Here is a 24,102-nt window from a genome sequence, read left to right as displayed (position 1 = left end):
GTGGGAGAGTAGGACACCGCCGGACTTAACTTAGAAACACCAGAAAAGCCATCCCTCACGGGATGGCTTTTCTGCGTTAACAGCCACCTGCGGGTGGCCGTTCTGCGTTAACCCACGGTTCACCAGGGCTGGGTCGGGGCGGGACGTCTGCGGGGTGGTGGGACACTCGCTCCTCCGCTCACACAATGACCGTTGTCCGGGAGACATCCGAGAAAATCACACGGACGCCTCCCGGACAACCGCCATAACTCGACACCCCGCGAATATCCCACCACCCCGCCCACGCTGTGAGCAGATTTGGCCCGTCACGCCTGGCGCAATCCAACCCCGTCCACGTTGCTAGTAGTGGCAGGACGCATCCGCTTAGGATGGGGCGCTCAGCGAGGTTTTGCGTAAAGGCTTAGGCTTGATACGTCTGTCGAAATGCCGGACTAATTACACAGGAGATACAGTGAGCCCTTCAGGACCCCGCGACGGCGATTCCCGCAACAACGGTCAAGATGACCGTCGTTCGAACCAGAGCGGCCGACCCTCGAACGAGCGACCTTCTAACGGTCGCGATGGCGCCAAGCCGCCCTACCGCGCTAACTCTGAGCGCCCGCAGCGCGATGGTGAACGTCCTCCGTATCGCGGTAACAGCGAGCGTCCCGCCCAGGGCGGTGAGCGTCCGCCGTATCGGGGCAACTCGGACCGCCCTTCCGGCGGCAATGATCGCGCTCCGTACCGGGGTAACTCGGATCGTCCGTCGCAGGGTGAGCGTCCGCCGTACCGCGGCAACTCCGACCGTCCATCCGGGGGCAATGACCGCGCTCCGTACCGGGGTAACTCGGATCGTCCGTCGCAGGGTGAGCGTCCGCCGTACCGGGGCAACTCGGATCGTCCATCCGGGGGCAATGACCGCGCTCCGTATCGGGGCAATTCTGAGCGTCCGTCGCAGGGTGAGCGTCCGCCGTACCGGGGCAACTCGGACCGCCCTTCCGGGGGCAATGACCGCGCTCCGTACCGGGGTAACTCGGAGCGTCCGTCGCAGGGTGAGCGTCCGCCGTACCGCGGCAACTCGGACCGTCCGGCCCAGGGTGAGCGTCCGCCGTTCCGGGGCAACTCCGACCGCCCGTCCGGCGGTAATGATCGCGCCCCGTACCGGGGTAACTCGGATCGTCCGTCGCAGGGTGAGCGTCCTCCGTACCGGGGCAACTCCGACCGCCCGTCCGGCGGTAATGACCGCGCTCCGTACCGGGGTAACTCGGATCGTCCGTCGCAGGGCGAGCGTCCTCCGTACCGGGGCAACTCCGACCGCCCTTCCGGCGGTAGCGACCGCGCGCCGTACCGCGGCAACTCGGAGCGACCCGGCAGCGACCGTCCGCGTTCCGACAACGACAGCAAGCCGTGGACCCAGCGCGGCGGTTCGCCGAACCGTGCCGGCGCCCCGCGCGTCGATGCCGGCAAGAAACTGTGGACCCGCGACGGTGCGCCGGCCCGTAACGACCGCGATGCCCGCGTCGTCGAAGAGGAGATGACGGAGGAGCAGCGCATGCAGCGTGAGCTGCGTTCGGTGCGTCCCCGCCACGACGACCCGGAACTTCCCGACGACATCTCGGCTAACGACCTGGACCGCATCGCCCGCAACGAGCTCAAGACCCTGACCAAGGAGAATGCCGAGACCGTCGGGCGCCATTTGGCCATGGCTGCTCGTGTCATCGATGAAGACCCCCAGCTCGCCCACTTGCACGTGATGAGCGCTGCCCGTCGGGCTGGTCGCATCGGTGTGGTGCGCGAAAGCCTGGCGATCACCGCGTATGCCACGGGGGATTTTGCCCTGGCCCTGCGCGAGCTGCGCACCTACCGTCGCATTTCGGGCTCCAACGATCAGCTCCCCCTTATGGTCGACAGTGAACGTGGCGTCGGTCGTCCCGACCGTGCCCTCGAACTGGGTCGTTCGGTCGACCGTGCCACTTTGTCGCCATCCGTCCAGGTGGGCCTGGCCATCGCCATGTCCGGTGCACGCCTCGACCTCGGCGAAACAGATGCCGCACTCGTCGAACTCGAAATTCCGCAGCTCAATCCCAACACGGCCTTCTCCTACAGCCCCGAGCTGTTCGCCGCCTACGCGGAAGTGCTGACCGAACTCGGCAGGGAGAGCGAAGCCGACGAGTGGCTCGAACGGGCTTCGCGCGCCGATGCCGCCTTCGGAGCCTCCGGTGACGATGACGAGACCATCGAGATCGAAGAGATGGAAGAAGACGAAGACGACGCCCTCACAGACTTTGTCGCTGACGAAGAAAATAACGGCGACGATGACCACGCTGAGGTCGTCAACGTGAACAACAAGGCCGTTGCTGAAGCTGCGGACACGGCGGAAACTGATGACGAGACGGAGCCGGATGTTACATCGCCGAAAGCCTGAGTTGGCAACACCGCTGGCCGGTGTAGACGTACTTCTGGCAGACCTTGACGGTGTGGTGTACGCCGGCCCGGCGGCGATTCCCTTCGCCGTCGAGAGTCTGAACCGCGCCGCCGAAACCATGCGCGTGGGGTACATCACCAATAACGCCTCCCGCACCGACCAATCGGTTGCTGACCACCTCACCGCACTCGGGCTGAGCGTGGAAGCAACGGATGTCGTCACCTCCCCGCAGGCAGCGGTGCACCTTCTCGCCGAGCAGGTCGCACCCGGCTCGAGTATCCTCGTGGTCGGTGGCGACGGCCTCGTCGACGAGGTGCAGAAGGGCGGATTTGTCGTGACCCGTTCGGCCGACGATAAGCCGGCCGCCGTCATTCAGGGCTTCTCGCCGGAGGTTGCCTGGGTACACCTCGCCGAAGCTGCCTTCGCGCTGAACGCCGACGGTGTGGGCACGGGGATCCCGTGGATCGCGACCAACACAGACTGGACCATTCCGCTCGCCCGCGGCATCGCTCCCGGTAACGGCGCGCTGGTGTCGGCCGTGCATACAGCGGTCGGGCGGCTGCCACTCGTGGCCGGCAAACCCGAAACGGCCATCTTTCTGGAGGCCACGCGGCGCTTCGGTGCGCAGAATGCACTCTTCATCGGTGACCGACTCGACACCGATATCCTTGGCGCCAATCGGGCCGGAATCCCCGCCGTGCTCGTGCTCACCGGCATCGACCGGGCCAAACAGGCCCTCGCCGCCGACAAAGACTCCCGGCCGACGTTCATCATTGAAAACCTGCAACAGTTGCACGAACCGTACCCCGAGACGGTGTTCTCCAAGGACGGCTCGACCGCCACGGTGAATGGAGCAAGCGTGCGCATCAGCGGCAACGACGTGCAAATCGTCAAGGAGGGCGACGGCGGAATCAACCTGCTGCGCGCCGCGTGCGCCGCGATCTACCGATCCGGACGCGCGATCTACGGGCTCAACGTTCCGGAGCGACTGTATCTCGCGCAGTAGCCTAGACACTGTGAACCCCGAGCCCGTCCTGCCCGAAGAAGAAGTGGTCGATTTCGCGCCGCAGCTGGCTGGCATCGAGGCCCGGCCGCTCGCGCAGCGCGCCGAAGCGTTCAGTGCGCTACACGAGCAGTTGCGCAAAGAACTCGAAGACGCTGATGCCGACCCGGCGGGCCGGGCATGACCGGCACTGATACCCCCCACGATCATGAAACAGACACACCCATGCCTGAGCACCACGCTGAATCTGAACTGAATAACGCCGACCCGCGTGACGGGCTTCCCGAACGGTTGCCCGACTCTCGCCTGGACGCCGCCCTGGCCGATCGTGGGCTGGTTCGCTCCCGAACCGTAGCGGCCAAACTTATCGCCGACGGCCTCGTCACGGTGAACGGTGTCCCCGTCGTGAAGGCCAGCACAAAAGTTTCGGCGGAATCGATTCTCGAAGTGGCCGCGACCGATCACTACGTCAGCCGGGGCGCCCACAAGCTCAATGCTGCGCTCGATGCCTTCAACCTCACCGTTACCGGCCGCACTGCGCTCGACGCGGGGGCGAGTACCGGCGGTTTCAGCCAGGTACTGCTTGAACGTGGCGCTGCCTCGGTCATTGCCGCCGATGTCGGCCACGGCCAGCTTGCAGCGCAACTGAAGACCGAGCCGCGGCTGAAGCTGGTCGAGGGGTACAACATCCGCTATTCAACCCCGGAAACCCTCGCCGGTGCATCCGGAATCGACACCCGACCCGACCTCGTCGTGGCCGATCTGTCGTTCATCTCGCTCACCACCGTGTTGCCGGCTCTCGTGGCTACAGCCGCGGCGGGCGCCGACTTCGTGCTGCTGATCAAACCGCAGTTCGAGGTGGGCCGCGGCGGTATCCGTGAGGGCATCGTGCACGACAAAGGCCTCCGAAGCGACTCAGTGGCCGGTGTACTCTGGGCCGGCTGGGACCTCGGCCTGAGAACCAGTGGAGTCATCGCCTCGCCCATCATTGGGGCAGCCGGAAATCACGAGTATCTGTGCTGGATGAGCGCCACGACCGGCACGAATCCGACAGAATGGATGGACCGAATCGAAGCACTGGTTGGAGCGTGAGGAGTTGAGCGACACCCCGCGGTATTTTCTCATCGTCGCCCATACCGGCCGCGCGGACTCCGTTGAAGCCGCCTCGACGGTGTGTAAGCAGCTTCTGGCTTCTGGAACCGTGCCGGTGCTCGCCCTGGACGAACGCGCCGACCTTCTGGCCGCCTGCCCGGAGCTGAATGGTCATATCGCGATTCTCGGTGACACGGTGCACACGTCCGACCTTGAACTTGTCATCGTGCTCGGTGGAGACGGTACCATTTTGCGTTCGGCTGAACTCGTGCGCGGATGCTCAGCACCGCTGCTTGGCATCAATCTCGGTCACGTCGGTTTTCTCGCCGAAAGTGAGCGGGACGACCTTGGCGAGGCCGTGCGCCGCGCGCTCAAGGGCGACTACGAGGTCGAGGAACGCCTCGCCCTGTCGGTGCGGGTCAAGGTGGCCGACGAGGTCGTTTACGAAACCTGGGCGCTGAACGAGGTCACTGTCGAAAAAGCCAGTCGTGAACGCATGATTGAGGTCGTCGTCGAGGTCGATGGACGCCCGCTGTCATCCTTCGGCTGCGACGGCGTCGTGCTCTCCACCCCGACCGGATCGACCGCGTACTCGTTCTCGGCCGGCGGTCCCATCGTCTGGCCCGGCGTTGAAGCACTGTTGCTGGTTCCGCTCAGCGCGCACGCACTGTTCGCGAGGCCGCTCGTGGTCGGGCCGGAGTCGTCACTGGCCGTCGAGGTGCTGTCCCGCACCGGGGCCCGTGCAGTGCTCTGCGCTGACGGTCGCCGTACCCAGGATCTTCCAACCGGCGCTCGTGTGATCGTCCGCCGTTCGGATGTTCCCGTGCGCCTGGCCCGCCTGCACATCGGCCCGTTCACCGACCGCCTGGTCAACAAATTCAACCTGCCGGTCACTGGCTGGCGCGGCCCGGTCGGCCGCGAGTGATCGACGAGCTGTTCATTCGCGACCTCGGCGTCATCGCCGAGGCGACGCTGCCGCTCGGCCCCGGTTTCACCGCCGTGACCGGAGAAACCGGTGCCGGCAAGACCATGGTGGTCACCGCGCTCGGACTGCTGCTCGGCGATCGCGCGGATGCCGGCACCGTGCGCCAGGGTCAGCCGCAGAGTTTCGTGCAGGGTCGCTGGGTCATCGACCCCGCCAGCACGGTCGCCGACCGGGTCCGTGACGCTGGGGGAGACCTCGACGGACCCGAACTCATCCTCGGACGCTCCGTCTCGAGCGAGGGACGCAGCCGCGCGATGGTCGGGGGACGTGGCGCTCCGGCGAGCGTGCTCGGTGACCTGCGCAACGACCTCGTCGTCGTGCACGGCCAGAGCGACCAGGTGCGTCTGCGCTCCGCCGCCGCCCAGCGTGACGCCCTCGACCGTTTCGCCGGCCCCGAACTGGCCGCAGTGCTCGGCGACTACCAGCTTGCCTTCCACCGCTGGCAGGCCAACCAGGTCGATCTCGACCGGCTCGTCACCGAACGAGACCTGCGAGCCCGCGAAGCCGACGAACTGCGCGCCGCGCTGACCGAGATTGAAACGGTTGCCCCGCAACCCGGCGAGGACGCCGAGTTGGGTGAACGCGCCGAACGCCTCGGCAACCTCGAAGAACTCCGCCTGGCCGGAGAGCAGGCCCGCCAGCTCGTCTCCGCCGAAGACAACCCCGACGACGCGCCCGACGTCGTCGCCCTGCTCGAAGCCGCACGGCGCGCCCTTGACCGGGTCGCCGCCCACGACGTGGCGCTGCCGCCGCTCGTCACCGCCATCGCCAACGCTGGTTTCGTCGTTGCTGACATCGCTGCCGAGCTCTCGAGCTACCTCGCCGGCCTCGACGCCGATGGCGCCCGCGAACTCGAAATCGTGCAGGAGAGGCGGGCCACACTCGGCATTCTCGCCCGCAAATACCCGGGCGGCCTCGAGGAAGCCATCGGATTCCTCGACATCGGCAGCGCCCGGCTGCTCGAGCTTGATTCCGACTCTGACCGCATCGAGCAGCTCAGCGCCGAAGCGGATGCCGACCGAAAGCTCGTCACCGATCTCGCCGCTGCCCTGACAACGTTGCGCCAGGCGGCCGCGGTGCAACTTGGAATTCGGGTGACCGCCGAGCTCGGCGCGCTGGCAATGCCGGACGCCGTGCTGCTCGTGGAGGTCGAAGCCGGTCTGGAATGCACCGTCACTGGTATCGACCTCGTGCGCCTGCTGTTACAGCCGCACGCTGGCGCCGAGCCGCGGGCGTTGGCGCGCGGGGCATCCGGCGGGGAACTGTCCCGGGTGATGCTTGCCATCGAGGTCGTCATCAACGCGACCGACCCGGTGCCTACCTTTGTCTTTGACGAGATCGATGCCGGTGTGGGCGGAGCCGCCGCGATCGAAATCGGTCGGCGACTCGCGCGACTTGCCGAAACCGCGCAGGTAATCGTGGTCACCCATCTCGCTCAGGTCGCCGCTTTTGCCGGCAACCACCTCAGCGTCGTCAAAGACAGCGATGGATCCGTCACCGCCTCAAGCGTGCGCCAGCTGCGCGGCGACGACCGTGCCGCCGAAATGGCCCGCCTGCTTTCTGGCCTGCCCGACTCGAAGAGCGGTCTCGAACATGCCAGGGAACTGCTCGACCTTGCGCAGTCCGGCTCCCGCACCTCTGGCAGATAAGCGATCAAAATCAGGTGATAGCATTTAAGCCCGTGGTGGAAAATATAAATACACGCGGTTCAGACAACACGCAAATAGGCGGCCCGGGCAATTCAGACGGCACCGTGAAGCACATCTTCGTGACCGGGGGTGTGGTCTCCTCGCTCGGTAAGGGCTTGACGGCGGCCAGTCTCGGTAACCTGCTCACGGCACGCGGCCTGCGCGTCGTCATGCAGAAGCTTGACCCCTACCTCAACGTCGACCCGGGAACGATGAATCCGTTCCAGCACGGTGAGGTCTTCGTCACCGACGACGGCGCCGAAACCGACCTCGACATCGGGCACTACGAACGATTTCTCGACATCAACCTGGGCCAATCGGCCAATGTGACGACCGGGCAGATCTACTCGCAGGTCATCGCCAAGGAACGCCGTGGCGAGTACCTCGGCGACACAGTGCAGGTCATTCCGCACATCACCGACGAGATCAAGCGGCGTATGCGCCTGCAGGCCAGCGACGAGGTGCGCCCCGACGTTATCATCACCGAGGTCGGCGGCACCGTCGGTGACATCGAATCCCAGCCATTCCTCGAGGCCGCCCGCCAGGTGCGCCACGAACTCGGCCGCGGTAACGTGTTCTTCGTGCACGTCTCGCTCGTGCCGTTCCTCGGCGCAGCCGGCGAGCAGAAGACCAAGCCCACCCAACACTCCGTCGCCACCCTGCGATCCATCGGCATCCAGCCCGACGCCCTCGTGCTTCGCAGCGACCGGCCCGTCTCCGAGTCGAACAAGCGCAAAATCGCGCTCATGTGCGACGTCGACGAGGATGCCGTGGTCAACGCCGTCGATGTCGCCTCGATCTACGAGATCCCCACCATGCTGCACGACCAGGGCCTCGATAAGTACATCGTCAACGCCCTCGGCCTCACCGCCGACGTTGTGGACTGGACCGGCTGGAAGAACCTGCTCGAGGCCGTGCGCCACCCCAAGCACGAGGTCACCATCGGCCTGGTCGGCAAGTACATCGATTTGCCGGATGCCTACCTGTCGGTCACCGAGGCGCTGCGAGCCGGCGGATTCGCCAATCAGAGCAGGGTCAAAATCGTCTGGATCGGCTCCGACGATTGCGAAACCGACGAGGGAGCCGCGCGGCTGCTCGGCGAACTCGACGGTATCTGCGTGCCAGGGGGGTTCGGTATCCGCGGCATCGAGGGCAAGCTCGGTGCCCTCAAGTTCGCCCGGGAAAACGGCATCCCCGTGCTCGGCCTGTGCCTCGGCCTGCAGTGCATGGTCATCGAATACGCCCGCAACAAGGCCAACCTGCCGGGAGCTTCCTCCAGCGAGTTCGACCCGGACACCGAGTTTCCGGTCATCGCGACCATGGAAGAGCAGGTGGAGATCATCGCCGGCGGTGACCTCGGCGGAACCATGCGTCTTGGCCTGTACCCGGCCACCCTTGCTGAAGGCTCTCTGGTCGCCGAGCTGTACGGCGCCAACGAAGCGTCCGAACGTCACCGCCACCGCTATGAGGTCAACAACGCCTTCCGCGACCAGATCGCACTAGCCGGCCTGTGGTTCTCCGGCACCAGCCCTGACCGCCACCTGGTCGAGTATGTCGAGCTCAAGCGCGAGGAGCACCCGTTCTACGTGGGAACCCAGGCCCACCCGGAGCTACGGTCACGGCCGAACCACGCGCATCCGCTGTTTCGCGGTCTGATCAAGGCCGCGCTCGACCGCCAGGAGGCCAGCCGCTTGTTCGAGGTGAAGGAAGAGCTGAGTGCCTGACGATTTTCTGAAGGACGACGTGTTGCAGGACGACGTCATGCCGGTGCAGGTCTCCGCGAGCGACGTGGTCTATGACGGCGCCATCTGGAACGTGCGCCGCGACTCGTTCGACTACAACGGAGCGAGCATCACCCGCGAGTACATCGACCACCCCGGCGCGGTCGCTGTACTGGCCCTCGACGAGCAGGACCGCGTGTTGCTGATCAAGCAGTACCGGCACCCGACCGGCTTGCGCGGCTGGGAACTACCGGCCGGGCTGCTTGACATTGCCGGTGAGAACGCCGTCGTCGGCGCCCAGCGCGAGCTGGCTGAAGAAGCGGATGTCGTCGCCACCGAGTGGGCGTTGCTCACCGAGTTCTACACCACGCCCGGGGGCAGCAACGAAGCCATTCGGATCTATCTCGCGCGGGGCGTCTCGGCGATTGCCGCATTCGACCGCACCCACGAAGAAGCCGATATCGAACCACGCTGGGTCTCGCTTGACGCATGCGTCGACGCCGTGCTGGCCAGGCGCGTCTCCAACCCGATTCTGATCGTGGGCATTCTGGCCGCCCAGGTGGCTCGTTCACGCGGCTGGAGCGCGCTTGCACCCGCGGATTCGCCGTGGCCGCGGCATCCGCAAAGCAGTGATTCGCGCAGCCTGCACATCACGTCCTGAGCATGACGACCGTCGAGACGGCGGTGGACTCCTACCTGCGGCATGTGGCGGTCGAACGCGGCCTCGCCGTGAACACCGTCGCCGCTTACCGCCGCGACCTGGGACTGTACACGGCGTGGCTGGCGGTTGATGCTCCCGACGGCCCGCCCAGACCAATCACCGACCTGCAATTGGTCACTCGGCGACACATCTCGTCGTTTGTGCAGCATCTCGGCCTGCGCCCGGAAGCCCCGTTGACGGCGGCGTCCATCGCCCGCGTTCTCTCGACCGTGCGCGGGTTCCACCGTTTTCTGCTCGAAGAGAGCGTGGTCGAAACCGATGTGGCGCACGACACCAAACCGCCCAAACTCGCCCTGCGCCTGCCTAAGGCCATCTCAATCGAACAGGTCAGCGCGCTGCTGGCGGCGACCGACGGTGACGACGTTCAGCGCCTTCGCGATAAGGCCCTGCTCGAACTGCTCTACGCGACCGGAGCCCGGGTCAGCGAGGTGGTCAACCTCAATGTCGACGACGTGCTCGTGGAGGTGTTTGACTCGGTGCGGCTCACCGGCAAGGGGGACAAACAGCGCATCGTGCCGGTCGGCAGTTTTGCGCGGGCCGCTGTCTCTGACTATCTTGTGCGGGCCCGGCCGATACTGTCAGCGCGCGGACGCGCGACACCGGCGCTGTTCCTCGGCCTGCGCGGACAGCGAGTGAGCCGGCAGAACGCCTGGCTGATCATTCGTGCTGCCGCTGAGCGTGCTGGGCTCACCGTGCCGGTGTCGCCGCACACCCTGCGCCACTCGTTTGCGACGCACCTGCTCGCCGGTGGCGCCGATGTGCGCGTGGTGCAGGAACTTCTCGGCCATTCCTCGGTCGCCACCACCCAGATCTACACCCTAGTGACCGTCGATACCCTTCGTGACATGTACACGACCGCCCATCCGCGGGCGCGCTAGTCACCTCGTGGTTACTTCAGTTGGCCGCGAATTTCGCCGCCAGGGAAGGTGGGTGTGTGCACGTTGATGTAGTAAGCGCGGGGGTTGGCGCTGATGGCCTGGAGCAGGTCGGGGTCGGCGGTCGCGCAACTCTGCACCGTCCAGCTGGTGCCGGAGCCGACAATGAGGGGGATGACCACCGGGCCGGCGACAGTACGGGGCGCCAGATGGACGTGGCCCGCCACAGCCGGCACTGACAGGTTTCGCGCCGTCATGGTGTAGCACAGTTGGTCACCGGTGATGGCATAGCTAAAGAATCCACTCGCCCCAGTGTCTGCCCCAGTCGTTTCCTGACCGTTGTTCAGCGGGATCGCGGGGCTGCCATCCGGTCTGGCCACGGCGACACCCGTGTTGGCCGCGGTCAGAGCCGCGACGGCCGCCACTATCGCGAGTGTCCGCAGGCCGCCCAATTTCTTCATGCTCATGATTCGTCCTCTGGTCGGTGAAAGCTATCAGTGCCGTCACGCTACCCGCGGTTAGCCCGGTGCGCAACGCGTGGTTACGTCCCGGCGGTGCTTGTGTCCGTCGAGATTAACTAACCGGTGCGTATCGTCAATGATCTGTCCAGCGCGAGCCGCAACGCCGACTCGTCGGGCCGATTCCGGGTGTTGAAGACTTCGACCGACGTACAGATCGGCGCCCTGATCAATCAGGGCGGCGGACGCTACTGCCTCACGATCAACAACGTGGCCGTGAATCCGGGAAACATCTTTGTAAAAAGCAGCCTCGGCGGGTTCGCGTCTCGAAACGTATCGCTCAAATCGTCGCGGTTACGCTCCCGCCACAACGGCGACGGATGCTGCCTGCCGAGCCACCGAGACGGGGCTACGCGGCGATCCTTGCGGCGACGCGTCGTTCCACTCGCTACAATCAAGCAAGTGATGGGTGCAGGACAAATCAAGGACGGGCCAGTGACGCGTAAGTTGAGCGAGCGAATTTCGCTACCCGGTTTCGACGACGCTCCGGTAGGTCCGACGGGACGTGAAAAACACGAATTCGCCGATCCGGAGCCCCTCAAAGGCCACGGTCCCGCCCGCATCATCTCCCTCTGCAACCAAAAAGGTGGCGTCGGTAAGACCACGACGACCATCAACCTCGGCGCAGCCCTGGCCAGCTACGGGCGTCGCGTGCTCGCCATCGACTTCGACCCGCAGGGCGCACTCTCAGCCGGCCTCGGCGTGCCCACCCACGACGTCACCACCATCTACGACCTACTGCTGGACGGCAAGGTCGACCCGAAAGACGCGATCCAGCCGACCTCGGTCGAGGGACTCGATGTCATCCCGGCCAACATCGACCTCTCCGCCGCCGAGGTGCACCTGGTCAACGAGGTCGCCCGCGAGCAGATTCTGGCCCGTGTGCTGCGTAAGGTCTCGAGCGACTACGACGTCATCCTCATCGACTGCCAGCCCTCGCTCGGTATCCTCACGGTGAACGCGCTCACCGCCAGCCACGGCGTCCTGATTCCCCTCGAGTGCGAATTCTTCGCCCTGCGCGGCGTCGCCCTGCTTATCGAGACCATCGATAAGGTGCGCGACCGGCTCAACCCCGCCATCGAACTCGACGGCATTCTCGCCACCATGTACGACTCGCGCACCCTGCACTCCCGCGAGGTCCTCGAGCGCGTCGTCGACGCCTTCGGCCACAGCGTGCTGGAGACCGTCATCGGCCGCACCGTGAAATTTCCCGACGCGAGCGTGGCCGGGGTACCCATCACCGACTTCGCACCCGAACACGCAGCCGCCAAGGCCTACCTGCAGGTGGCCCGCGAACTGATCCACCGTGGCGCAGTCGCCTAGCGCGGCCGAGAAGCCCGCGTTTTCGGTCGCCCTCAACAACTTTGAGGGCCCGTTCGACCTGCTGTTGAAACTCATCACCCGGCACGAACTCGACATCACCGAGATTTCGCTCAGTCAGGTGACCGACGAGTTCATCTCGTACCTGCGCGGCCTCGACGCGGCCGAGGAACTCGACCAGGCCACCGAGTTTCTGGTCGTTGCCGCGACGCTTCTCGACCTCAAGGTGGCCGGCCTGCTGCCTCAGGGTCAACTCGTCGACGCCGAAGACGTAGCCCTGCTCGAAGCCCGCGACCTGCTGTTCGCTCGCCTGCTGCAATACCGCGCTTTCAAGGAAGCGGCGACCTGGTTCACCGGCCAGCTCGACACTGAGACCCGCCGTCACGTACGATCGGTGCGGCTCGAGGAGAAGTACCGTCAGAAGACGCCGGAGCTGGTCTGGACGCTGTCGCTCGCCGACTTCGCCGCGCTGGCCGCCGCTGCCCTCGCGCCGCGCGAGCTGCCCGTTGTCGGCCTGGAACACCTGCACGCGCCGCTGGTCAGTATCCGCGAGCAGGCCGCCTACGTCGTCGCCATGCTGCAGCCGGGGGAGCCGGTTTCATTCCGGGCGCTCACCGCCGGCGTTGACCTGAAGGGTGTCATCATCGCCCGGTTTCTCGCGGTGCTCGAGCTGTACCGCCACGGCGCCCTTTCTTTTGACCAAATCGAACCCCTCGGCGAGCTCATCCTGCGCTGGAGCAGCCCATCGCTCGACGGGCGCGAATGGTTTGACGAAAATCTCGCTTCGCTCGGAGCCGACTATGACAACTGAAGTCGGCAATATGGTGAACCAGATCATCGACACCCCGTCACGCGCCGGGGAAACGGATGCCGCAGCATTCGCTGTGCACGAGTCCTACGTCCTCGACCGCCAGCTCGAAGCCGTTTTCATGATCGCCGATGAGCCCCAGGGCCTGGTGCACCTCGCGACCGCCGTGGGGCGGCCGATTACGGAGGTGGCGCAATCCGTTGCCCGGCTGGTCGCCGATTTCGATGGCGTCACGGCACCGGACGGTACCTCCACGGTGCGCCGCGGTTTTGAATTGCGCGAGGTCGCCGGCGGTTGGCGTATCTACGTGCGCGCCACGCACGACGAGCTCGTGACCGACTTCGTGCTGACCCAGAATCCGAGCCGGCTCAGCCAGGCGGCTCTGGAGACCCTTGCCGTGATCGCGTACAAGCAACCGATCAGTCGTGGGCAGGTCGCGAGCATCCGCGCCGTCAGCGTCGACTCCGTCGTGCGTACCCTGCTTGGTCGCGGCCTCATCGCCGAGGCCTTCACCGACAGTGAAACCGGCGCGATCACTTACGCCACCACAGACTTGCTGCTCACCCAGCTCGGAATCAACTCACTCGACGAGTTACCCCACCTATCGCCGTTACTCGACGGCGGCACCGACGGATTCGAGGATCTACTTTGACCCAGGACAACACGCCCAGCGACGCGGCGCCCCGCGACCCCAACTTCAATCCAGAGGCAGCAGCTGACGGTGTGCGCCTGCAGAAGGTACTTGCCTCGGCCGGCGTCGCCAGCCGGCGCGTCTCGGAAGACCTCATCACCTCCGGTCGGGTGCGGGTGAACGGCAAGGTCGTCACCGAGCTCGGCCGCCGCGTGCACCCCGAAACCGACCAGGTCGCCGTCGACAACGTGGCCGTGCAGCTCGACACCACCCGCCGTTACCTCATGCTCAACAAGCCGGTCGGCGTCGTCTCCTCGATGCAGGACGAAAGCGGGCGACCAGACCTGCGCGAATTCACGGACCAGTTCGACGAACGCCTGTTCAACGTAGGCCGGCTCGACGCCCAAACCAGTGGCCTGCTCATTCTCACCAACGACGGTGACCTCGCGCACGTGCTCGCCCATCCCTCCTTCGGCGTCTCCAAGACCTACATCGCCAAGGTCGAGGGGCGCGTCTCGCCGCAGACCATCGGCCAGCTGCAAAGCGGCATCGAACTCGACGACGGCCCCATCCACGCCGACAAGGCACGCATTCTCACGAGCCCTCCCGGCGGCGGGTTCAGCATGGTCGAACTCACCCTGCACTCCGGCCGCAACCGCATCGTGCGACGGATGCTCGATGCCGTCGGTCACCCCGTGGTCGACCTTGTGCGTCGCCAATTCGGGCCGCTGAACCTGGGCACCCTGCAGCAGGGCGCCGTGCGCGAACTCACCCGCGAAGAACTCGGCCAACTGCTCACCGTGTCCCGCCAGGCGCCGAGTGCGCGCCCTGACGCGAACTAACAGCAGCAACGGTAGGGGATACAACCATGGCTGAAAGCCGCCTCGTCGGTCCGGTGCGCATCGTCGGCGTCGGCCTGCTCGGAACCAGCGTGGGCCTCGGCCTGCGGGACCGCAAGATCGAGACGATTCTCGCCGACGCGTCACCGACCAACCTGCGCATCGCCATCGACTACGGTGCCGGCCGCGCCGCGCAGCCGGGCGATCTGCCGCAACTCATCGTCGTGTGCGTGCCTCCTGACGTCACCGCCGAGATCGTCGCCCGCGAGCTCGAGGCTTACCCGGGAGCGATCGTGACGGATGTCGCGAGTGTCAAACTCGCGCCGCTCGCCGAGCTGCGCGAGCGCGGAGCCGATATCAGCCGCTATATCGGGTCGCATCCGCTCGCCGGTCGGGAGAAGGGCGGCCCGCTCTCCGGCCGCGCTGATTTGTTCATCGGCCGCCCCTGGGTGGTCGCCGCACACGACGCGATCAGTTACCAGCAGGCCGGTGCTATCGACGATCTCATTCTCGACCTCGGCGCGATCCTGGTCGAGATGACGCCGGAAGAGCACGACCTCGGCGTCGCCCTGGTTTCGCACGTGCCGCAGGTCATCTCCACGCTGATGGCCCGCCGCCTCACCGGAGCAGCGCACTCTTCGCTCAACCTGGCCGGGCAGGGCCTGCGCGACGTGACCCGGGTCGCGGCGAGCGACCCCGACCTGTGGGTGCAGATTCTCGGCGCCAACGCCGGCCCGGTGCGTGATGTGCTGCTGGCTTACCGAGATGACCTCGACCGGTTCATCGACGCCCTCGAAGATCCAGACGCGCCCGGAGCGCAGCGCCAGGTCGCCGAGGAACTCGCCGGCGGAAACGTCGGAGTGGCCCGTCTGCCCGGCAAACACGGGCAGGACCGACGGTTCTCCTCGATGATCGTCATGGTCAACGACCAGCCCGGCCAGATCGCTCGCCTGCTCAACGACATCGGAGACCTCGGAGTCAACCTCGAAGACTTACGCTTGGAACACTCGCCCGGCGCTCAGATCGGTCTCGCCGAAATCTCTGTACTGCCCGGCGCCGTCACTCGCCTCACCGAAGAGCTGGCCGCGCGCGGCTGGCGGATTGCTGGTTAACGTACATGGCACGTCACACCCTCCCAACCCTCGTCGCTATCGATGGGCCGGCCGGCAGCGGCAAATCGAGCGTGAGCCGTGCCGCCGCACGCCGCCTCGGCTTCGCCTACCTCGACACCGGTGCCGCCTACCGCGCGCTGGCCTGGCTGGCGCTTGAGCGCAACACAGACAACACCCAAACGGATGCCGTCACCGCGCTCCTCAAAGACTTCGACTATGCGATCGGTACCGACCCAGACGACTACTTCGTCACGGTGGGGCAGACCGACGTGACCGACGCCATCCGTTCACCGGAGGTCAGTGCAGCGGTCAGCGCCGTCGCCCGCCTTCCCGCAGTGCGGGGCGCGCTCACCGCGCTGTTTCGGAGCATCGCCGAGAACGTGGATCGACCCGGAGTCATCGTCGAAGGACGCGACATCACAACCATCGTGGCCCCGGAAGCCGAGGTGCGCATTCTACTCACGGCATCCGAGGAGGCTAGAATGAGAAGACGCTCTGCGGAAATAACGACCCAATCGGCTGAAACCGTGGCAGAACAGTTGCGATCACGTGATCGCGCTGACTCACAGGTTGTCGATTTCATGAGCGCGGCTGACGGTGTGATAACCGTCGACTCCACCCATCTCGACTTCGAGCAGACCGTTGAAGCGGTCATCGACGTCTACCACACACGCACGAAGCGGGCTTTGAATGAGTAACGAATACGACGACACGAGCGCAGCGCTCGACACCGAGCTGGCGGAACGACTCGCCAATCTCGATGAGGAACTTGCCACCCGGCGTTCCGTCGCGCTGCGCACAGACCTCGACAACTATGACCTCGACGAGGAAGACCTCGACGTACTGCAGGCCGTCACCGACGACCCCGACGCGATTCAGTACCTGCCGGCCGTTCCGGTGATCGCCATTGTCGGGCGCCCGAACGTGGGAAAATCAGCGCTGGTCAACCGTATCCTCGGTCGCCGCGAGGCCGTCGTCGAGGACACCCCCGGCGTGACGCGTGACCGCGTTGCGTACAAGGGCGAATGGCACGAGCGCAAGTTCAGCCTCGTCGACACCGGCGGCTGGGAGCCCGACGCCAAGGGCATCGACGCCTCCGTCGCTGCCCAGGCCGAGATCGCCATCGACCTGTCCGACCTGGTCATGTTCGTCGTCGACTCCAACGTGGGCCCGACCTCGACCGATGAGGCCGTCGTGCGCATGCTGCGTAAGAGCGGCAAACCTGTCTTTCTGATCGCCAACAAGGTCGATGACGTGCGTCAGGAGCCCGAAGCGGCCAGCCTGTGGTCGCTCGGCCTCGGCCAGCCGTGGCCGGTTTCTGCCCTGCACGGTCGTGGTGTTGCCGACCTGCTCGATGCGATCCTGCTCGTGCTGCCCGAAATTTCCAACGTTGCCAAGCAGGAGGTCGGCGGTCCGCGCCGCGTGGCCATCCTCGGTCGCCCGAACGTCGGCAAATCCAGCCTGCTCAATAAGGTCGTGGGGGAGGAGCGCGTTGTTGTCAACGAGCTCGCCGGCACGACCCGCGACCCGGTCGATGAGCAGGTTGAGCTCGGCGGCAAGGTGTGGCGTTTCGTCGACACCGCCGGCATTCGCCGTCGTGTGCACCTCTCCCAGGGCGCCGACTTCTACGCCTCCCTGCGCACCAGCGCGGCTTTGGAAAAGGCCGAGGTTGCCGTTGTGTTGCTCGACGTGACCGAGGTCATCAGCGAGCAAGATATTCGCGTCATCGACCTCGTCATCGAATCGGGCCGTGCACTCGTTCTGGCGTTCAACAAGTGGGACCAGATCGACGACGACCGTCGCCGATACCTGGAGCGGGAAATCGAGCAGGACTTGGCGCACGTGGCTTGGGCCCCGCGCGTAAACATCTCGGCCAAAACCGGTCGCCATATGGAAAAGCTGGTTCCGGCGCTTGAGCTCGCGCTCGAATCGTGGGACACCCGCATCGCCACGGGCAAGTTCAACGCTTTCCTGGCCGAGCTCGCTGCCGCCCATCCGCACCCTGTGCGCAGCGGCAAGCAGCCGCGGATTCTGTTCGGTACGCAGGCCTCGAGCCGCCCGCCGACGTTTGTGGTGTTCACCACCGGGTTCCTCGACCCGGGCTACCGCCGCTACATTCAGCGACGCCTGCGCGAGATCTACGGCTTCGAGGGGAGCCCGATCAACCTCAGCATGCGCGTGCGTGAGAAGCGCAAACGCTAGATTCGCAGACTTCAAGCGGTCGGACCTGTTAGCGCAGGTCCGGCCGCTTTTTTTGAGTGCGAGTGCCCGTCGCGGCAGCGTAAATGAGGTCACTCGATTTGCGTGCGCACCCTAAGTGGGCAATGCTCATGGAGTACATTGTGGCCCCCTACGGCCGATCAACCGCACGTTCCCGGACTTGTGCGCGACAAAGAATATACGTAACTAACCAATGGCATCCAGAAATACCCGCACATCTTTTTCAAATCAATTCTCAACTGGCACCACCCCGACTGTCTCCACCAGCACGGCTCCACGGAAGGCCGTTCTTTCGGTTCTGGCAGTTTCCGTCGTCGCCCTGTCCGGTCTCGCTGTCAGTCCGGCTCAAGCTGATAGCAGCAACGCCGAGGCACTGAGCGCATCGATTGTGATTCCCGAGCACAGAAGAGTCACCACCGACTTGGGTACAGTACCGTCCGGTCTGAAATCTGTCGATGTGAAGTTCTTCACCTCTGAGGTCGCTTCACAAACTCAGGTAAGAATTGCACTCGGTCCAGAGGGCTCGGAAACGTACTCGTTTACCGCGCCGACTGGTACCAGCCCAACCAAGACCATAACGGTTCCCGTGACGCCGGAAATGGACGGCACGGTCACCGCCGTCAGTAGCGTCGCCGACGTCACGCTGAACCTTTCGGTCGACGGCTTTGAGCGCGCCGAAGGCAGCCCGGCACCGGCTCCGGAGCCCGTTCGTGCGCCGGCTCCGACACCGGATCCGACTCCCACACCGACACCGGCTCCAGCACCCACTCCGGCTCCGGCACCCACTCCGGCACCGGTTCCCGCGCCGGCACCTACTCCGGCACCGGTTCCCGCGCCGGCGCCGGCTCCCGTACCGAGTCCCACTCCGGAGCCTTCGCCGGTGACGAGTGGAACGCCGGGTGTTTCCAACACGGGCGTTCCCTCTGGAACCGCTTTAACCGTGCACAATGGTGACATTAACGTGACCAAGCCGGGCACCGTGCTGAATGGCCTCGATGTTCGAGGCCTGATCAAGATCAGTGCCCCCGATGTGACCATCAAGAATTCCATCATTCGGGGTCGCACCATGAACGGTCCAGGGGCACTAATCAATAACCTCGGCGGACACCGAAACCTGGTTGTCACCGACACCGAACTGTCCCCAAGCACCGCTTCGCCCCACGCCAATGGAATCTACGGCTATAACTTCACGGCAACACGCTTGAACATCAATAACGTCATCGATGGCATTCACATCACCGGAAGCAACGTGAGTCTGCAGGATTCCTGGATCCACGATCACATGCATTACAGCAATGACCCGAATCAGGGCGGTTCCGCCAGTCACGACGATGGCATACAGATTCAGGCTGGAAACAACGTGAGCGTAACCGGCAACCGGCTCACCGATTCGCACAGCGCTGCCGTGCAGATCACGCAGGACCGGGGACCGGTCTCCAACTTCACTTTTAGCGACAACTTCGCGAACGGTGGAGCCTGCACCGTGAACATTGCGGAAAAGTCACACGGCCCGATCAAGGGAGCGACCATTACCGACAACAGTTTCGGCCGTGATTCTCGCCTTTCCAACTGCGCCGTGATCGCCCCGACGACCACCAAGATTGACTTTGCAGACAACTACTACGTGCCCGACGACACCCTCGTCACGATCAAAAAAGGGTAGTCCTGATCGCCATCATGGCGCTGGAACCTAGCCAGTACTACGGCAGCTAGTGCGTGTGTGATGCGTAAACTCAAAATTTGTGAGAGAGATGTGGCCGGTCCTGTTTGCGCAGGTCCGGCCGCTTTTTTGCGCTTATTGTGAGCAAAGCGTCTGCACCTTCAAATCGGGGGTTCGACCTCCCGAGCCGGGAAACTAGCCGGGCACGCCCAAGGCACCCGAAGCACTGCGAGAAACGGGACTGTTCCGCAGGCCGGTTTGATCCAGGGAACGACCGTGGCGCGCGGAGCGTGCACGCGAACGATCTCGGTCACCTGGCGCCATCCGCTTGCTCAGTGCATCGTCACATATTCGTGCAGGTCCCCGGCTGGAGGTTTCCGCGGATAGCTGGGCTTGTCGGTCATCTGCGCCTCGCTGAGGCGGTCAACGCGAAAGGTCCGCCCGTCGGCCGCCTCGAGGCTGTAAGCGAGGAGGTACCCGTGGCCCATCGCACGCACGAGGTGCAACGGTCCAAGCTGTCTGTTTGTGGTCTCTCCCGAGTAGCGGCGGCTCGGGCGGTTCTCCGCCGGCGATTCTTTCGACCACCGGGTCAGCGGGCGCTACGGGATACACCGTCTAGATCAGAATCAGATTGTTGATCACGTCAGCGGCACTTCTGTGCATAGGCTCCTGACGTGAACGGGCGTGCGCGCGGAGACGCTTGAAGGCCTCATCCATATTGATGTTGTTGCGTGCCGCGATGACGCCCTTTGCCTGCTCGATGAAAACTCGGCTGTTCAGTGCGTGTTGAAGCTGAGCGTTCACCGTCGCGTTTTTTCGAGCTGTACGTTCGTGAAGGAGAGTGATGGTCGCCACGTCGGCCAGGGCCTGCCCGATGACCGCATCCTCATCACTCAACGCACCTTTGTGACTTCGAAACAGATTCAGTGCGCCGATTGTATTTGGACGAAAGCGCATCGGAATGGCGTGTACGGATTGAAAACCTTGGGCCAACGCTGCTGCCTGAAAATCGGGATAGTCGTTACCATCCGATGCAATATCGCTCAGGGTGACGACCGTACCGGATCGATAGGCGTCGACGCACGGACCGGCGCCGGCCTCATGTTGCAGCACCTCGACACGACGGCTTTCCTCACTCGTGGAGGCGATGACCTGAAGATTGCCGTGTTGGTCCGCCAGGAGAAGACCCGCTGCCGTGGCGTCAAGCAACACAACACACTGATCGACCAAAGTACGCAGCAGATCAGCAGAGTCGTACTCTCCCACCAGCGCGTCAGCCAGTTGCACAAATGCTCCGCTCACCAGCGAAGCACGGGACAGTTTCGTCATACCCACCATTCTGGACTCCTTCCCAAAATTGGTAACGAGCTCCGCCCGAATCTCAGTATTTTGGGAGAAAGGCGTTTTCCTTCTCGGCGATACTTTGCTGTTCTTCAGCGACGTTCCCAACTTCGGCGACGTTCTCACCTTTAGCGGGGTGATCAGCCAGCCGCTCTGGGCGACCAGCTCGGCTACGGCATCGGCCGCGCAAATCGCGTTCATCCCCGTGCCGGCGGCCGGTGATATTTTGCCAAGCTCGCCGACCATGATCCTCGACTTCTTCGAACAGCACCACGCGGTCATTGGGCCCAGTGCCGTCGCCGTATTCTTCGCTGCCTTCATGATCAGTCAGGCAAGCCATTGGCCCCGAAGCAGGGCAGGTTCTTGACAGACCTTTGGGGGCGTGTCAGACTCGACCAAGACCGAATGGTCGATCATCTTATGAATAAATATGCAACAAGCCGTGAACAGTTTCAAAGGAGAAACGCATGCAGAGCATTAAAATTCGACCAAAACATATGTTCGCGACCGCAGCCGCTTTATCGGCCGCTCTGCTCTTTACCGGCTGCAGCCCCACTGTCTCCCCGACAGGCGCTTCCGGGAACGGCAACGAGAATGGCAAAACGATTGGTATTGCAGTCGCGGACCAAAAGTCGCTGTTTTACGTCGCGGCCGTTGACGGGATGGAGCAGGCTGCAGACGAGGCCGGTTATAAGCTCGTCACGCTCTCCGCCAATAACAATTCCGGTCAGCAGGTCAACCAGGTTCAGGATTTGATCACCCAGCAGGTCGATGTGATCATTTTCATCGCCCAGGACGCGACGTCAGCAGCAGCCGGCGTCAAGCTGGCCAATGACGCCGGTATTCCGATCGTTGCCGTCGACCAAAAGCCTGAGTCTGGCAACGGCAAACTTGCGACCTACATCGCGACGGACAGTGTCGCGGCAGCCGAGAAGCTGTGCACCTGGATGTTTGACCAGTTCGGTGGCGCCGGCGACATAGCGATCCTCCAAGGCCCGCTCGGCTCGACCGCGGAGTTGCAGCGCAGCGAAGGCTGCGCAAACGCACTGGCGAACTATCCCGACGTGAAAGTCGTCGCTCAGGAATCAGCCGGTTGGGACGAGACCAAGGCATTCACCGCGGCGCAGAATATCCTGACGGCAAATCCCAACTTGAAGGCAATTTTCGGCGAAAGTGACGCCATGGCCCTGGGCGCAGCTAAGGCGGCGCAGCAGGAAGGCCGCACCGGCTTGGTCTTCGTCGGTATCGACGGATTCCCGACGATGTTCACGGCGGTCGCAGACGGACTCACCCAGGCCACGATGGCGCAGCAGCCGTACCTTATGGGGCAACTATCGGTCCAGGACGCGGTGAAGATTGCCGAGGGAAACGGCGGCGACATTCCCAAACTCCAGTACCAGGACACGGTGCTCGTCACCGGTGAGAACGTCGCTGACAACGATCCCGCGAAGTTCTACGGTCCTGACTTCAAGTAATCGAACAGCTGCCGGTGGGAGACGTGGTAACCGCGTTGGACCGTCTTCCACCGGTTCTATTGCGATCGCAATGAATGGATGACAGTGGTACAGACACTCGCACACACAACTCACGACGGCCAGGCAGACGGAGATTCTGCGGGTCTCATTTGCACGGGGCTTTCCAAAAGCTACTGGGGAGTTCCCGTACTCAAGGACGTTGACATTACGCTCCGGCCCGGAAACGTCATTGGACTCATCGGCGAGAACGGGGCCGGAAAGTCGACAACGTCGTCGATTATCGCGGGCATAGTTGAAGCCAACGGCGGGTCGATGACCATTGACGGCATCCCTTACGAACCAGCTCGGCCTTCAGACGCATTAAAAAATGGCGTCGCGCTTATTCACCAAGAGATTCGTATGGTTCCGGAGCTGTCGGTAGCGGAAAACATCTTTATCGGGAGGCTGCCTCGTCGTCGAGGAGTGATCGATCGCAATCGCATCAATGACGAGGCGAGGGAATACCTCGAGCTCGTCGGTTCACAGACTGACCCACGCCGCCCCGTTGCCGGACTTTCCATTGCGGCGCAGCAGGAAATCGAGATCGCACGCGCCCTCTCCCGCGAACCGAAATACATCATTTTCGATGAGCCATCGGCCTCACTCGGACAGGCCGAAACGCAACATGTTTTCGCCCAGATCGCAGCGTTGAGACAACGTGGTGTTGGAATCGTGTACATTTCCCATCGCTTGGAAGAGATCAAAGAAGTCGCGGATACGATCGTGTGTCTCAGGGACGGCGCATTGGTAGGAAATTGGCCGGCAAGTGAGATCACGAAAGACGAAATGGTCAAGGCGATGGTCGGTCGTGACTTCGTTTTTTCCCACCGGGCGCCCAAGCCCGCTACCAGCGAGGTTGCACTTTCCGTCACAGGATTGAGCAAAGCTGGAGTATTTGCGGGCATCGACTTCGATGTTCACCGGGGCGAAATATTCGGTTTCGCTGGACTCGTGGGAGCCGGCCGAACCGAGGTTGTGCGAACCATCGCCGGGGCGGATCAAGCCGACGCCGGGGAAATCAAGGTGCACGGCGAGGTCGTTCAGATCAGAAACCCACGGTCGGGAATCGACGCTGGGATCGCGATGGTTCCCGAGGACCGGAAGGGCCAAGGACTCAACCTGGACCGAACCGGTGCCGAAAACATCACCCTTCCGTGGGAGAAAGAGCTGAGTTCAGCCGGAATTATCACCAAGAAGAAGGTGACGTCCACCGCGAACAAGCTGCGCGACTTCCTGGACATCCGCGGACGGCTCGACATTCCCGTGGGCTCTCTCTCGGGCGGAAACCAGCAGAAGGTCCTGCTGGCGAAGTGGCTGGTGAACGAGCCCAAAATACTCATCCTCGACGAGCCCACCAGGGGGGTCGACGTCGGAGCGAAGATGACGATCTACGAGACCATCAGAGCCCTAGCCGAAACCGGCGTCGGCGTCATCGTCGTTTCATCAGAACTCGAAGAGGTACTCGGCCTGTCACACCGCGTGCTCGTGATGTCCGGTGGCCTCCAGCGGGCGATTCTCGATCGCGCCGACGCGACACCGGAAGCCGTCATGGCCCTCGCGCTCAGCAACGTCCCAAAAGAATCCCCACTGGAGTCGCCGATCGACGGCGAAGCAGAGTATCAAACGACGATCAGAACGCAGGAGAACTGA

Annotated in this window: 23 protein-coding genes; 19 read left to right on the top strand and 4 right to left on the bottom strand. The window is 63.9% G+C overall.

Annotated elements, in window-relative coordinates:
* Positions 1-451 precede the first annotated feature (451 nt).
* From CXY74_RS17860 to xerD, 9 genes are all read left to right on the top strand, one after another.
* Positions 452-2,404, top strand: a complete 1,953-nt coding sequence (locus CXY74_RS17860; protein ID WP_233193160.1) for a hypothetical protein — start codon at positions 452-454, stop codon at positions 2,402-2,404.
* Positions 2,382-3,410, top strand: coding sequence for an HAD-IIA family hydrolase (locus CXY74_RS02175; protein ID WP_104198908.1), 1,029 nt, complete (start codon positions 2,382-2,384; stop codon positions 3,408-3,410). Before CXY74_RS17860 ends, CXY74_RS02175 begins: the two co-directional genes overlap by 23 nt.
* Before the next feature lie 10 nt (positions 3,411-3,420).
* A complete protein-coding gene (locus tag CXY74_RS17655; protein WP_199183123.1) occupies positions 3,421-3,591 on the top strand; it encodes a hypothetical protein in 171 nt (56 codons plus the stop codon).
* 41 nt (positions 3,592-3,632) lie between these two features.
* Positions 3,633-4,499 carry a TlyA family RNA methyltransferase gene (locus CXY74_RS02170; protein WP_104198907.1) on the top strand — a complete coding sequence of 289 codons (867 nt, stop codon included), beginning with the start codon at positions 3,633-3,635 and terminating at the stop codon, positions 4,497-4,499.
* Between the two features lie 4 nt (positions 4,500-4,503).
* Complete coding sequence (locus tag CXY74_RS02165; protein WP_104198919.1) at positions 4,504-5,424, top strand: NAD kinase; 921 nt, start codon at positions 4,504-4,506, stop codon at positions 5,422-5,424.
* A complete protein-coding gene (gene recN, locus CXY74_RS02160) occupies positions 5,421-7,133 on the top strand; it encodes a DNA repair protein RecN (protein WP_104198906.1) in 1,713 nt (570 codons plus the stop codon). Before CXY74_RS02165 ends, recN begins: the two co-directional genes overlap by 4 nt.
* Before the next feature lie 104 nt (positions 7,134-7,237).
* Complete coding sequence (locus CXY74_RS02155) at positions 7,238-8,896, top strand: CTP synthase (RefSeq protein ID WP_370446113.1); 1,659 nt, start codon at positions 7,238-7,240, stop codon at positions 8,894-8,896.
* Between the two features lie 37 nt (positions 8,897-8,933).
* Positions 8,934-9,554 carry an NUDIX hydrolase gene (locus tag CXY74_RS02150; RefSeq protein ID WP_104198918.1) on the top strand — a complete coding sequence of 207 codons (621 nt, stop codon included), beginning with the start codon at positions 8,934-8,936 and terminating at the stop codon, positions 9,552-9,554.
* A 2-nt stretch (positions 9,555-9,556) separates the two neighbouring features.
* The gene (gene xerD / locus CXY74_RS02145; RefSeq protein WP_104198904.1) at positions 9,557-10,492 is read left to right on the top strand and encodes a site-specific tyrosine recombinase XerD; all 936 of its coding nucleotides are present in this window, start codon (positions 9,557-9,559) and stop codon (positions 10,490-10,492) included.
* 11 nt (positions 10,493-10,503) lie between these two features.
* On the opposite strand, the gene CXY74_RS02140 is transcribed toward xerD, so the two are convergent.
* A complete protein-coding gene (locus tag CXY74_RS02140) occupies positions 10,504-10,956 on the bottom strand; it encodes a CHRD domain-containing protein (protein WP_233193159.1) in 453 nt (150 codons plus the stop codon).
* Positions 10,957-11,412: 456 nt separating this feature from the next.
* Here CXY74_RS02140 and CXY74_RS02135 point away from each other — a divergent pair, with 456 nt between their 5' ends.
* From CXY74_RS02135 to der, 7 genes are all read left to right on the top strand, one after another.
* On the top strand, positions 11,413-12,330 hold the full coding sequence (locus CXY74_RS02135) for a ParA family protein (RefSeq protein ID WP_104198917.1): 918 nt from the start codon (positions 11,413-11,415) through the stop codon (positions 12,328-12,330).
* Positions 12,314-13,138 carry a ScpA family protein gene (locus CXY74_RS02130; protein ID WP_104198902.1) on the top strand — a complete coding sequence of 275 codons (825 nt, stop codon included), beginning with the start codon at positions 12,314-12,316 and terminating at the stop codon, positions 13,136-13,138. The genes CXY74_RS02135 and CXY74_RS02130 overlap by 17 nt, the downstream gene beginning before the upstream one ends.
* Positions 13,128-13,787 carry an SMC-Scp complex subunit ScpB gene (locus tag CXY74_RS02125; protein ID WP_233193158.1) on the top strand — a complete coding sequence of 220 codons (660 nt, stop codon included), beginning with the start codon at positions 13,128-13,130 and terminating at the stop codon, positions 13,785-13,787. Before CXY74_RS02130 ends, CXY74_RS02125 begins: the two co-directional genes overlap by 11 nt.
* A gap of 71 nt (positions 13,788-13,858) precedes the next feature.
* Positions 13,859-14,608, top strand: a complete 750-nt coding sequence (locus CXY74_RS02120) for a pseudouridine synthase (RefSeq protein ID WP_233193167.1) — start codon at positions 13,859-13,861, stop codon at positions 14,606-14,608.
* A gap of 26 nt (positions 14,609-14,634) precedes the next feature.
* The gene (locus CXY74_RS02115) at positions 14,635-15,717 is read left to right on the top strand and encodes a prephenate dehydrogenase (protein WP_104198901.1); all 1,083 of its coding nucleotides are present in this window, start codon (positions 14,635-14,637) and stop codon (positions 15,715-15,717) included.
* A 5-nt stretch (positions 15,718-15,722) separates the two neighbouring features.
* A complete protein-coding gene (gene cmk / locus CXY74_RS02110) occupies positions 15,723-16,415 on the top strand; it encodes a (d)CMP kinase (protein ID WP_104198900.1) in 693 nt (230 codons plus the stop codon).
* The gene (der, locus tag CXY74_RS02105; protein WP_104126024.1) at positions 16,408-17,919 is read left to right on the top strand and encodes a ribosome biogenesis GTPase Der; all 1,512 of its coding nucleotides are present in this window, start codon (positions 16,408-16,410) and stop codon (positions 17,917-17,919) included. The genes cmk and der overlap by 8 nt, the downstream gene beginning before the upstream one ends.
* 510 nt (positions 17,920-18,429) lie before the next feature.
* Here der and CXY74_RS17465 read toward each other — a convergent pair.
* A complete protein-coding gene (locus CXY74_RS17465; RefSeq protein WP_158252278.1) occupies positions 18,430-18,849 on the bottom strand; it encodes a hypothetical protein in 420 nt (139 codons plus the stop codon).
* Between the two features lie 28 nt (positions 18,850-18,877).
* On the opposite strand from CXY74_RS17465, the gene CXY74_RS17460 reads away from it, so the two are divergent.
* Positions 18,878-19,600, top strand: a complete 723-nt coding sequence (locus tag CXY74_RS17460) for a hypothetical protein (RefSeq protein ID WP_158252277.1) — start codon at positions 18,878-18,880, stop codon at positions 19,598-19,600.
* Between the two features lie 329 nt (positions 19,601-19,929).
* Here CXY74_RS17460 and CXY74_RS18155 read toward each other — a convergent pair whose 3' ends face one another.
* Entirely contained in the window at positions 19,930-20,190 is a 261-nt protein-coding gene (locus CXY74_RS18155; RefSeq protein WP_104198899.1) for a WYL domain-containing protein, read from the bottom strand.
* Between the two features lie 22 nt (positions 20,191-20,212).
* The gene (locus tag CXY74_RS02090; RefSeq protein WP_370446112.1) at positions 20,213-21,259 is read right to left on the bottom strand and encodes a GAF domain-containing protein; all 1,047 of its coding nucleotides are present in this window, start codon (positions 21,257-21,259) and stop codon (positions 20,213-20,215) included.
* A 146-nt stretch (positions 21,260-21,405) separates the two neighbouring features.
* Between CXY74_RS02090 and CXY74_RS02080 the strand changes: the two genes are divergently transcribed.
* Both CXY74_RS02080 and CXY74_RS02075 read left to right on the top strand, forming a co-directional pair.
* Entirely contained in the window at positions 21,406-22,413 is a 1,008-nt protein-coding gene (locus CXY74_RS02080) for a substrate-binding domain-containing protein (RefSeq protein ID WP_104198896.1), read from the top strand.
* 78 nt (positions 22,414-22,491) lie between these two features.
* Positions 22,492-24,102, top strand: coding sequence for a sugar ABC transporter ATP-binding protein (locus CXY74_RS02075; protein ID WP_104198895.1), 1,611 nt, complete (start codon positions 22,492-22,494; stop codon positions 24,100-24,102).

The sequence above is a fragment of the Cryobacterium sp. Y29 genome (assembly GCF_002929825.1).
GTDB lineage: Bacteria > Actinomycetota > Actinomycetes > Actinomycetales > Microbacteriaceae > Cryobacterium.
This window is presented reverse-complemented; position numbering and strand designations above follow the sequence as displayed.